The following is an 11997-nucleotide window of genomic DNA, read 5'->3' as shown; positions in this document are numbered from 1 at the left end:
TCCTCCCGACTGGCCCCACGTCTTTGCCTGGTCATGATCCTGCACTCTCCAATTAACATAAGGAGAGCTTCTCTTGCCTTGCCCTGATCGGCTGCGGCCAGCAGCCTTACCGACCCGTAGGGAGCCAAGGGAAACTTTTCCCCTTGCTCCCACAAACGCTGCCTGCGTATGCCAGGGCCGGTCGCTCGCAAGCCGGCACAGTGCCGCGACCTCGCCAACTGTTCTGATCCGTCCCGCTCGCCTGGCAGCCCGGCCATGCTTGCTGGCGTTTGCCCCCTCCATCCCCGCGCGCTCACGCGCCTCCGGCATTAACGGAGGAAGGATTGGAACAATTGCAGGTTTTGACCGAGACCCTCATTTGCTGACTGTAGAGATTTGAAGGCAACCCCCAACCAGTTCAAGCATAAAAGCTCACGCTCTCATCCAGGGGGCGGTTTTTGCGTTTATGCTGGCAGAGAAGCCGGCCATTCAGGAAGCGGCCAGCGTAGCAGAAAGTCTAAATATCCGAAGTCGAGAGCGTCTTTCGGAAATTTCGCAAGAAATATGTGTAGATAAATTCGAATCGTGTAATGACAGAATATACTATAGTTTCTTTAGCCAGATACGTTGCACATATGATAATGGTTACCTATCGATGGTTAGACGCCAACTCACAATCGCACCATGTGAGGAACCGCAATATTCAGATATAGTTTCTTTATCAAATAATTTACCATGATTTCAATGGCTTACGATCTCGTGAAAATCAACATCACAGCTCTGATGGAACCGGCTTTTCGCGCCGGTATCGAATTGGCGCGTCTCGATGAGCGCGTGGCCCGTTCGCCGGTCGGCGCGGGCTTCCTTGGACGCACCCAATTCACCGACGCGTGCGCCTCACTGTGGATCGACGGCGAGCTCGTCCATCTCGAGGACCTCGTCCTCCACGACGATATCAGAGACATTCGCACCCCCACCCACGAACTGACAATTGCCCGCGACGTTTTGCGCACCCGCCGGCGCATCGCCGCCCAAATACCCGGCTGGGCACTTTCGGCCGACGGGGTTCGCACACTGCGAAAGACCGCAGAGATCACGTCGGCCGACGCTGATGAGGTGGAGACGGCCAGTGCCATCCGGCGCGTAGTCGAGATCGATCCGGGAGGGGAGGGGGACGAAGCCGACGTCGACGCTGCCGATAATCTGCCCGGTCTCGACTATGCCGCCATCGATGCGGTACTGGCCCGATCGGAGGCGGCGATCGCGCAAGCCAAGAAGCCTGGCCTAGCCAGCGCGGCGGAAAAAGATCCGATGATTTACGATCTCGACTGGGACGAGGACGCTCGGCTCGAGGAATGGCGAGGCGTGTTGCGGCAAGCCGAAAACTTGCCGGCGGTGTTGCAGGCCACCGTAGCCCTCGACGCCTGGAACGAATTGTCCGTTCTTCAGCACGCGCCGTGGCTCGGCCGACTGTTGGCGGCATCGATCCTGCGCCAGGCCGGTGTCACAAGTGGTGCCCATCTGGCCGCCATTAACCTTGGCCTGAAAACCATTCCCGTCGATCGCCGACGACATCGCGATCGGGAGACACGGCTGCTCGCCATCGCCCACGGGCTGATCGCGGCCGCCGAGATCGGACTGAAAGAACATGACCGGCTGGCGTTGGCCCGGACACTTTTCGAGCGAAAGCTGGACGGACGCCGGACTTCTTCGAAATTGCCCGAGCTCGTCGACCTGGTGATGGCGAAGCCATTGGTGTCGGCAAAAATGGTGGCGAAGACGCTCGAGGTGACGCCGCAGGCGGCGCGGCGGATTGTTTTGGAGTTGGGCCTCAGGGAGATGACGGGGAGGGGGAGGTTTCGGGCGTGGGGGATACTCTAGCCTGCCAGAGAGTCTCGAAGCCGTATGCTCTTTCCAAGACGAGCTGGCGCAAATAGCTTTCAGAGGCGATAGTGGCACTTGAGTAAAACGAAAGGGGAGGCATGGAGTCTGGTCTACCATCGGTAAAATTCGTGTGCTCCGGATGTGGGGCTACTATTCACAAAATCCTTGAGGAGCTGCCGGCCTACGACCTCATGGCGGATCGCGAGTTAGACGCGCAAGGTTTTGTTGGACAAGCCGTGGATTGCTCCGAGTGCGATCGACAGTTTACAGTTGAGATCAGAAACACGGGCGCAGGTTTGGTAGCGGCACTCCAGGATGAAAGCACGCCGGTTGACGTGATCGATGATCCCACTGCGCGTCCAGATGACGAATGGGTTATGGGAGCCTATCAGCGCGAAAACCTGCCAAATGACCCTGGGCAGATCTTCAAGTTTGCGACCTACGACATCGACTTTATTGCCGGCGAGGTGGAGAGCGGAGGCCATGGATCGATTGCTGCGCTGAACCGTATGTTGCTTGTCCAATACTTTTCCGCGATCGAGGCGTATCTTAGCGACCGCCTGATCCGCCTGGTGCTCGACAATCCCAAATCCTTATCAGCACTGGTGAGGGGCAACAAGGAATGGGCCGCCGAAAAGATTAGTGTCGTTGAGCTTGCATCGAATCCAGATGCCTTTCGCGACTGGGTGCATACGCGCTTGCGCGAGCTTATGTACCACAACTTCGTGAAGATCGATCAATACTATCGAAGTGCGCAAGGCTGTACAATTTTCCCTGACGAATCGACAAAGAAAATACTTATGGAGTTCGTTCCTGTACGGCATGATTGCGTCCACCGTTACGGTCGCGATCACGATGGTCGAGAGCGTAGGATAAGTAAAGCAGATCTTGATAAGCTGGGTAGCGCCCTCGAAAACATGGTCGCCCACCTTGAGGGATTGTTTGTCCGGCGGGGCACAAACGGGTGAGGCATTGTTTGGCGCCCGCATGGCTAACTCGGGGATAGGTAACTGCGCAGGCCAAGATGTGGGGGCGGAGAAATGTCCATTCATACCGTGATCGTCGATGGCCCCCTTGCATTGCGGATGCAGCGGCTCACCGCTGCGCGCGAAGGCGCGATCGGGCGCCAGATACTAACGCTTCCCCTTCTAGCTGCTCGGCTCGCGGGAGGCTTCATAGCCCCAGCATCACAAGAAATCTTGTATCCCGCGATACGAGCGGCCCTTGACGCTGGGATGTACGAAGACATCGGACAGGTCGCCGGCCTGCCCGGAATGCCATCTGCTGTACTCACCTCACTCCGAAGCTGGTGGGACGCCGGCATCCTAACTGAAATTGCGGACAACCCCCGCCTTCGTGACTTCACTATGCTGGACCGGCGTGTGAGAGAGGCGTTGCCTCCGGGTACACTCGCCCCGCCAGATCTCGTTGAAGCGGCGCTGAAGCGCCTGCATCAAGCTCCAAAACTTTTGGGTTCCGTCACGCTTCATGAGGTTCCCGACATCAAGCCCATCTGGCACCGGCTCATCGTGCAGCTCTGCGACGTTGTTCCAGTGCGATGGGTCGCCTCGGCTCATTGCCAGCGCAGCTGGTTCCCGGGAAAGGCGGAAGCTTTGTCGACCGGCCGTAGTCTACTCGCCGCCGCCGATGTCTGCGCCGATCCGCGGAGCGAGGTGCGAGAGGCGCTGCGCTGGGCGAGGGCGCTCATTGCGGAAGACGGCATATCTCCAAGTGAAATCGCGATCACGGCCCCTTCGCCGAATACTTGGGACGATACATTCTTGGTGCTTGCGCGCGAGGCTGAGCTTCCACTGCATTTTAGCCATGGCATCCCCGCCTTGGCGACGCGCGAAGGCCAGAGCTGTGCGGCGCTGGCTGATGTTCTACTAAGAGGCCTCTCGCAAGAACGCGTGCGCCTCTTGTTCGGCCGGGTTTCTCCAGCGCGTCAGAATATTCCCCTCGACTGGGCCAAGGGTTTAAGGCGAAGCGCTGCCCTGTCGACCGCGCAGCATTGGCGGCACGCCCTCAGGCAAGCACGGGCCGAGCGGGCCGATGGAGATGCTGCCGAAAAATCGTTGTTACCGGTTATCGAGCTTCTCGCTCGCGGCCTCCTCGAGGCGGATCGAGCGGGACGACTTCTGTTGCGTGGGCCGGCACTCACCTTGTGGCAGGATGCCCTGCGCATGGCGCCTCCCCAAGCAGTGGAACTCTCGCTCCAGGCTCTCCGGGTCGATGACGGGAAAGAGCCCGGTAGCAGCGTCGTGTGGGGACCGGCTCGTCATCTAGCCGGCGCCAGTCGCAAGCATGTCCGGCTTCTTGGCCTCGAAGCAAACGCCTGGCCGCGCCAGGCGATCGAAGATCCGTTGCTGCCGCAGCATCTCCTCGAGAAGACTAGGCTTCCGTCAGCTGATATAGCCGACGAGGACCGAATGATGCACGACCTCATCGTAAGTCAGTCTGACGGCTATGCGCTCTCTCGCGGACACAGGAGTGGGACGGGTGCGCTGCAAGCCGCGAGCACTCTATGGCGCCGCGATCAGGAGCGGATCGTAAGCCGGAGCGGCATCCCTAGGCACGCCTTCAGCGAAAGCGATCGCCTGTATGCGAGACCTGCAGATGCAGGCAAGCAACGGCAGGTTCGGTCCAGCCGCGCCTGCTGGCGGGCTTGGCAGGACAGCGAGCGGCATACCATGCATGACGGCCTGGTTCGGGCGAACCATCCTTTGATCCTGGATGCACTCGCGGAAGTGCAATCCACGACGTCCCTAAATCGCCTCCTTAGCAATCCGCTCGGGTTTGTCTGGGAGTACGCGCTTCACTGGCGTGAGCCCAATCTTGACCCCCAGCCACTGGCGCTTGACCACCGAGCGTTCGGAGAACTCGTCCACGCCCTCGTTGGAGGCGTTCTCCGTAACGGTGCGCCGAGGAATGCCGATGAGATCGAGATCGGTCTAGCGGATGAAGCCAGGCGACTGAGCGACGCGTGGCCAATCGCACGTGCTGTCCCACCGGGTCTGCTATGGCGCCATACCATCACAGTGGCCCGCGAACGCGCATCCCGCGGATTGAGAGATGCTCTTGGAGAACCTCGTGGCACGAGTTGGACCGAACTCACATTCGGCGAGCCCATCGCCGGGCCTCATCCTTGGACAACGCTTTCGCCCGTCTCTGTAGGAGCGACCGGTATTGCATTTCGCGGCAGGATCGATCGGCTCGACGAGGACGGGTCTCGAGGTACGGCCATCATAACAGACTATAAGGCCGGTGCGGCGCCCGAGCGGAAGAAGACTATCGTTTTCAATCGAGGGACAGAGCTCCAACGCGTTTTCTATGCTCTGGCCGCCAGATCGTTGCTGCCGGAGGTTCGGAACGTCGAGTCTCGGCTGACCTATCTCAGACACGAGCCCGCCCGCACATTGAGCTTGGGCCACGACGAACTCGCAGCTGCAATTGAGGAAGCGATCACCTTCACAGCCGCTGGTGTCGAACTTCAGAAGACCGGGCAGATTGCGCCGGGTCCCCAGCCGGAGTTTTTCGACCCGATTTCGATCGCGCTGCCATCCGACCTGGACGTCTATCGTCGTACCAAGCAACGTCCCTTCGCGCAGGTGAACAGCCCGCTATCCAAGCTTTGGAGCAGCCCGTGACCGCTGACTTAGATGCTCGCAGACGCGCGTTGACAGACTTCGTATCCAACATCCTGGTCGAGGCAGCCGCTGGCACCGGCAAGACGTCCTTGATGGCTGCCCGTGTTGCGATGATGATAGCGAGCGGGATTGAACCCTCAAAGATCGCCGCGATCACCTTCACCGAACCGGCGGCAAGCGAGCTTGAAGCGCGAATTCGTTGGACGATTGCGGAGCTCCGCGCCGGAAAGATCCCGCCGGCGCTCGCGAAAATACTCACTGAGCCGTTGGACGCGGATGCGCTTGCTCGTCTTGAGGCCGCGGCTCCGCGCCTCGACGAAATCACGGCGACGACAATCCATGGCTTCTGCCAGGGCATCATCCGCTCGCACGGGCTCGCAGCGGGTCTGGATCCCGGATCCAGAGTGGTTGATGCGACTGTCGCCGAGGCTCTCTTCGACGAAGTGCTTGCCGAGTGGCTGAAGGGCAAGCTGGCGGACAGTGCCGACGAAGATGGAGCGATCGCTACCCTGGCCAAGGACGACCCGCTTGGCGTTATCGAGCGCGTTCGCGAGCTTGCCATATTGCGCCGCGACCATCGTACCGCAAGCGCACCTGCACCTGATTTTTCATCCCGGCCGGACCGGACATTCACCGATGCCGTCGGGGCGTTTTCCCGGTGGCACGCGGCTGGTCCAGCCGAGACTGGCACAGCAGACCTGATCGATGACCTAGAGCGTCTGGCCGCATTCTATAACGAGACCTTGGTGAGTACCGCATTTCCAGAGCTTTGGCGCTTGACGCAGCCTCCACGCATCGAATCGATGTTGCCGCGGTCCATCGATCTACAGCCCTATCGCAGAATGGCGGCCTGGAAGAGTGTCCTCGGAGCGGTCGAGGGCCAGCGCCGCGGTGACGAAGCGTCCGCCCGCTACGAGCAGGTAAGCGCGGCATACCGGGCCTTGATCGGGTCGATTGCCCAGAGGCTTGTGCACGAACTGGCCGCGGCCTTGAACGAAGTGATCGATGCGTATGAAGTTCGCAAGCGTGATGCTGCGGTGCTGGATTTCGATGACCTTCTGCTTCAGGCGCGGCTTCTCGTTTGCGAGCATACGGAAATCCGCGAATGGCTCGCGTGGCGTTACTCGCATCTTCTCGTCGATGAATTCCAGGACACCGACCCGCTGCAGGCCGAGATCCTGTTTTTCATCGCGGCAACCTCGCCTCCCACCCGCTGGGAACAGGCTCAGCTTCGGCCCGGCGCGCTGTTTCTGGTCGGCGATCCCAAACAGGCCATCTATCGGTTTCGCGGGGCCGACATCGAAGCTTATGCAGTGGCAAAGTCGGTGATCGCAAAACCAACGAATGGCTGCCTGCTTGCCGTGACGGCTAATTTTCGGTCCCGGGCGGAAGTGCTCGAACATGTCAACGAGGTTTTTCAGGAGGTGCTTGCTCAGCCGGGACAGCCCGGCTTCGTAGCCCTGACGGCCACGATGAGTCCGCCGCCGCTGCCATTTTCAGCCGCGGCGAAGCTCACGATCGACGTACCGCGCGATGTTCGCGCAGAGGAGCAGCGCGAGGCGGAGGCGGAGGCAGTGGCCGAGCTTTGCGCACGCATGATAGGGGCACTTACGATCTCCGGGGCAGACGGCACGGAGCGGCGCCTTCGCGCGGGTGACATTGCCTTGCTCGCGCCCACCCATACCGATTTATGGCGTTACGAGCGCGCCCTTGAAGGACAACGGATCGCTGTTGCATCTCAGGCTGGTAACGCACTTTTCCGGCGGCAGGAATTCCAAGATCTTCTGGCTCTGGTCCGAACCTTGACCGATCCCCTGGACACACTCGCGTTTGGCGCCCTCATGCGCGGCCCTATTGTTGGACTGAGCGACGAAGAGTTGCTCGACATTACGGCGGCGCTCAAGCCTGATGCGGACGGGCGCCGCCGATTTCAGTTGCGGACGGTGGCTGACGACGTTGTACACTCCCTCGCTCGTGAAGTGCTCGTTAAACTCCAGGGTCTGCACCGTCTCGCCGCGGAACTCACGCCCATGCAATTGCTGGCGTACGCGATCGAACGCTTGAACCTCCGCGTGGTGATGGCAGCGCGTCATGGCCAACGCAACGCCCGAGCACTGGCGAACCTCGACGCAATTGTCGAGCTCGCCAGGCCGTACGGAGTCGCTGGCCTGCGAGCGTTTGCGCTCGATCTCCAGCGGGGGTGGGAGCGAAAACGCCGCCACCCCGAGGGACGGGTGGACGTCTCTGGAGACGCGGTCGAAATCGTCACGATGCACAGCGCCAAGGGGCTTGAATGGCCTGTCGTCATCACGGTGAATTCGTCAACTCGTTTCAAGCCTCAGGACCAGTTTGTGTATCGCCAATCGGACGATACCCTTCATTGGATCGTCGGCGGCATTGAGCCGCCGGACTTGGCAGCCGCCCGCAGCGAGGAAGAGTTTCGTGAAGCGAGGCAGCGTGAACGGCTGTGGTATGTCGCGACGACGCGTGCCCGCGATCTGCTCGTCATCCCGGATCTGCCAGGAGCCTCGTCGCGCTCGTGGTCCAGGGTCATGGATCTGGGACAGAAGCGCCTGAGTGAGCTTCGAACGGACATGCTGCCTACGTCCGAAGTGACCAATGCTGATGTCCTCGTCAACGAGCAGACCGACGCGATTTTTCTCGCCGAGCGCGAGCGCATCGATGTGGCCTCGGAGCCCATCCTCTGGGATCGCCCGAGCGAGCGCGATCCAGACCGCAGCGCAGACACGACCGACAGCTTTGTTGTCGATATTACGTCCGACGGCCAGCGGATCGTTGGCGCAGGCGCCCTCCGCGGCAACGTTCTTCACAAGCTAATGGAGGAGTTTCTCAATGGCGAATTGCCCCATAGTGAGGACGAGGCCATTCGGCGCGCGGCCCAACTGCTTGGCCAGCTGCAAGCCGTTGTGGATGACGATGCCAACGACCGCAGACCGGATCCCGCGGAGATGGGGAGAACAGCACTGCGAACATTGCGCATGCCCGACCTCGCGCCGTTCATAAACCGGCTGGTGCCCGAAATTCCGCTATGGGCAGCAGCCCCGCCACGCTATCTGGCCGGCCGCGCGGATGCCGCCTGGATCGACGGTGATCGGATCGCCCTGGTCATAGACTGGAAATCGGATGTGAACCCGGATGCGACTGCACAGGGCGCGCACGCGGCACAGCTCCGTGACTATCTGAGCGTGACCGGTGCTGAACGCGGGGCCATCGTTTACATGTCAGCTGGCCATGTCTCCTGGATCGAACCGTGAGTCCCGTGATCACCAGACAGGATTGAGTATCGGGGAGGAGGAGCAAACGATCACCCGGCTAGATCCACGCGTCATCGCGACATAGAGGTTTCGAGCGTTGAGGGCAGCGGCGTTAAGAACAACTGAGACATCGGCTTCAAGGCCCTTGAGAAGCAAGGTGCTGCCGACCGAGCGTCTGGCAAGCGGCCGCCCAACCAACCGCGACTGCTCGCGGATCGCAACAGTCGCCTCCTGGAAGGATGGTCCCCCTGGGGAGGCGGCGAGCTGCAGGGCGCGCTGTACTGCGGCAAGCACCGCCGGACGATAACACCGCACCCCGCCCGCCCTGTTGATAGACACCAAAAGGTCTGCAACCGCGCTGAGCGTTCGCTCCTGCTCGAACACAACGGCCGCCTGTTCCATGTCGGACAAGGCACGGCCAAGGCTGCCCGCCCGGGCGGCAGCGATCGACCGCACAAGGTCATCGGCTGAAAAATTGCTCATCAGGTTTTCTGCAAATCCGGCAGCCACGGCTAGCGCTTCCGGGTGGCTGACATCGAGCGCAGCGCCAAAGTCAGTGAGGTCACGCAAGTCTACGGCCTCTACGGTGACGGCACCATCGACCTGGCGTGCGAAGCGGCGCTGTCCACGTGGGTCCGTGCTGTCGCCGATAATCAGCACCTTCGCGTCGCCAGGGGCCTGTACTGAGGCGGCCGCGAGACGAAGTGCATCATCGCGCTGGCCGTCGAGCTCGATCCACTGAACTGCAGCGGGTGCGATTCGCAGATCGATCGGCGTGCCGCTGGCGAGCTGGGGCCGGAGAGAGAGCAACCAATTCCCCAATTCGGCGGCTCCGGCATTGTTCCACCGCCATGGAGTAGTGAGTTCCCCCACCACCGGAAAGAACGCCAGAACCTCTGATTTCCAATCTGCCAGACGGTCGCCGCCGAAGCCGAAGATGGATTGGAAGGGGTCTCCGACGATCGCTGTCGGCAGGCTCTGGGCAAGCCAGGTTACGAGCGCATGCTGCCGGATCGAGCAGTCCTGATACTCGTCGACGAACAACCTTACGTAGCTGGCGGCGAGTATGTCGTTCACATGTCCGGCGGCGGCGAGCCGTGCCGCTGCATCTCGGATGGCCTCATAATTCGGCCGGGCACCGGTTATGATCCGCGGATCGTGCCCCGCGCGCTGCGGAAATGTTGAAATCAGCCGGATGGCAAAACCATCCAACGTGGCTGCTCGATAAGAGCTCGGCCTCACCCCCGCCTTTTCGAGACGCCCACGCAGAGCTGCAACACCGGCATTGGTGTGCGTCAACACCAGAACCGGTTTCGCGTCGCTGTGCCGTGCAAGCGCGTCCGTAATGAGCTGCGTCTTCCCACAGCCAGCAGGCGCTACGACAAGTCCCCGTCCGATTGCATTCAGGTCGATTTCACCGGCTGCCATCTTCAACCCAATCCAACAGGCCATCCATCACACTCGTCAGACTGGCATTGGCGGCAGCATAAGAAGGTCCGACGATGGTCCGTCCGGCGGTCTCCATGGTTGTAATGGTCTTAAGCCAGCCGAACCGCGCCGCAGCATTCCCCAGGAGCGTTCGGCTGGCGGCATCGAAGCCATTAATCAGAGCGTCGGTTTCAAGAACAATCAGCGACGTCGAGCTGTTCGAAATCGTCTTGATATGCGCGTCGATGAGTGCGCGATCTTTTGCTTCGACTGCAAGCTCGAGGAGTTGCGCGACGGACGCGTCGGACAAGGCAGCAAACAGCTCCTGCTCAAGCGCCCGCCCCCCGCCCCAGGCGAAAACCTGCCCTCCGCCGGCGAGGAAGGCTGCTTCCGCGGCTGCAGGCGCGGCTTTGTCACTATCGCGCAGGATGGCGACGCGGTATCCAAGGGACTGCAACGCGTTGGCGCGGCTGAACGTCTCATCGCCATTGCCGTTGACCAGCGTGGCGCCGCAGGCGGCGAGAGATAATTCACCTGTTCCGGTAAAATGTTGATCCAGCCCGCGCATAAGGCCGATCTCGCTTCCGCCTTCACACACAACGATGGAGGTGGCAAGCAGGGCATGGGCGTGAGCCCGGATCGTCCCCTGCACGTTCCCTGCGTCGCTAGCACGGGTCACGATGTGTTCGTGATCCTTATGTCTGACAATGTGGAGCTGGTGAGCACTCAGTTCGGTGACGGTCGTTGGTGAATGGCTGGTCGCGAACACCTGCATCGGAGGAACTTCTTCCTTCGCACCGAGCGCCCCGAGCAAGCGGATGATGCGGTGCGGCTCAAGACCGTATTCCAGTTCATCGATCAGGAAGGTCGTTGCCTTCTCTGCAGCTTTCCGCTGCAAAGCGGCGATCAAAAGACGCGACGATCCCAAGCCGAGCGACCTCAGTGGAATACCGCTCTCGTCGTGCAGCGAGATCGACCCGCCCGTAAAGCTGATCGAACCGGCGTCGATAAGGGCCTGCACCGCCGCACCGACAGGAACGCCCATCTCGCCTGCAGCGGCGGTGACGATCTTCAACGACCCTTCCAACTCCTTGAGTTTTTCCTGATCAAAAGCACCACGCATCTCCCGCGCCAGCCGGGTCAGTTCGCTCGATGTATCTGCCTTGCCTTCCGTGATCCTGCTCAACACCGAGCCACGCCGCCACGTTAGGTGTGAGTCGCCCGCCCCACCGAGCCGCGCCGGAGCGATCCGGGTGCGATCGGCCCAACTGAGGTTGCGCGTTCGTCCCGCTGCCTGCGCGCGCGGCGACACGAGCGTCCATTCCGGCTCGAGGTCGCTCTGCACGGTGAGTTGCAGGGTTAGCGCCGTTTCCAACCCGGCGCCTGGCTCCGCCTCCACGATTCCTGTCACCGCGTTGAAGCCCATCAGGAAGTCGCCATACGCGTCGATGTTCTTGAGGGGATCATCGAGAGCGCCAATGGTAATGGAAATGCAGATAGGCTGATTGAAGTCGACCCGATGGAAGTCCGCATCCGTGAAGGACAACGACCGCCGCGCGCCAAGGCATAAATCGATCGCGTCCAGAATGGTCGACTTCCCGCTGTCACCCGGGCCGACCAGACAGTTTACCCCAGGTCCCGGCAGCCACCGGAGCTTTTTGATTGCGCGAAAGTTCGCGATTTCTAGTATTCGAACGACGGTCATGCCACCCCCTCAACATCTGCTTTTTCTTGCTTACCTACCGTGCGCTGCATTAGATCTCCGCGGTAAGCTCCTTCGCGAA

Annotated in this window: 6 protein-coding genes; 4 read left to right on the top strand and 2 right to left on the bottom strand. The window is 60.8% G+C overall.

What is annotated here, in order from left to right; all coding sequences use genetic code 11:
• Positions 1 to 714 precede the first annotated feature (714 nt).
• The 4 genes from PDO_RS19235 (at position 715) to PDO_RS19220 (ending at position 8785) form a co-directional block, all read left to right on the top strand.
• The gene (locus PDO_RS19235; RefSeq protein ID WP_037074699.1) at positions 715 to 1860 is read left to right on the top strand and encodes an RHE_PE00001 family protein; all 1146 of its coding nucleotides are present in this window, start codon (positions 715 to 717) and stop codon (positions 1858 to 1860) included.
• A 101-nt stretch (positions 1861 to 1961) separates the two neighbouring features.
• Entirely contained in the window at positions 1962 to 2831 is an 870-nt protein-coding gene (locus tag PDO_RS19230; protein WP_007605827.1) for a hypothetical protein, read from the top strand.
• A 72-nt stretch (positions 2832 to 2903) separates the two neighbouring features.
• Positions 2904 to 5510 (top strand): PD-(D/E)XK nuclease family protein, encoded by a 2607-nt coding sequence (locus PDO_RS19225; RefSeq protein ID WP_007605826.1) that lies wholly within the window; start codon positions 2904 to 2906, stop codon positions 5508 to 5510.
• 29 nt (positions 5511 to 5539) lie between these two features.
• On the top strand, positions 5540 to 8785 hold the full coding sequence (locus PDO_RS19220; protein WP_244426486.1) for a UvrD-helicase domain-containing protein: 3246 nt from the start codon (positions 5540 to 5542) through the stop codon (positions 8783 to 8785).
• A 9-nt stretch (positions 8786 to 8794) separates the two neighbouring features.
• Here the strand turns inward: PDO_RS19220 and PDO_RS19215 are convergent, their stop codons facing one another.
• Together PDO_RS19215 and PDO_RS19210 are read right to left on the bottom strand one after the other, a co-directional pair.
• Entirely contained in the window at positions 8795 to 10213 is a 1419-nt protein-coding gene (locus PDO_RS19215; protein ID WP_037074695.1) for a UvrD-helicase domain-containing protein, read from the bottom strand.
• The gene (locus tag PDO_RS19210; RefSeq protein WP_007605823.1) at positions 10200 to 11918 is read right to left on the bottom strand and encodes an ATP-dependent nuclease; all 1719 of its coding nucleotides are present in this window, start codon (positions 11916 to 11918) and stop codon (positions 10200 to 10202) included. Before PDO_RS19210 ends, PDO_RS19215 begins: the two co-directional genes overlap by 14 nt.
• Positions 11919 to 11997: the final 79 nt, after the last annotated feature.

The organism is Rhizobium sp. PDO1-076 (assembly GCF_000247475.1).
GTDB lineage: Bacteria > Pseudomonadota > Alphaproteobacteria > Rhizobiales > Rhizobiaceae > Allorhizobium.
Note: the sequence above shows the minus strand (reverse complement) of the source record. Positions and strands in the feature narration are given on the sequence as shown.

Bases quoted from the DNA above. Each gene is read 5' to 3' on its own strand.
- PDO_RS19210 (WP_007605823.1), bottom strand. From the start codon at position 11,918: ATGACCGTCGTTCGAATACTAGAAATCGCGAACTTTCGCGCAATCAAA.
- PDO_RS19235 (WP_037074699.1), top strand. From the start codon at position 715: ATGATTTCAATGGCTTACGATCTCGTGAAAATCAACATCACAGCTCTG.
- PDO_RS19215 (WP_037074695.1), bottom strand. From the start codon at position 10,213: ATGGCAGCCGGTGAAATCGACCTGAATGCAATCGGACGGGGACTTGTC.
- PDO_RS19225 (WP_007605826.1), top strand. From the start codon at position 2,904: ATGTCCATTCATACCGTGATCGTCGATGGCCCCCTTGCATTGCGGATG.
- PDO_RS19230 (WP_007605827.1), top strand. From the start codon at position 1,962: ATGGAGTCTGGTCTACCATCGGTAAAATTCGTGTGCTCCGGATGTGGG.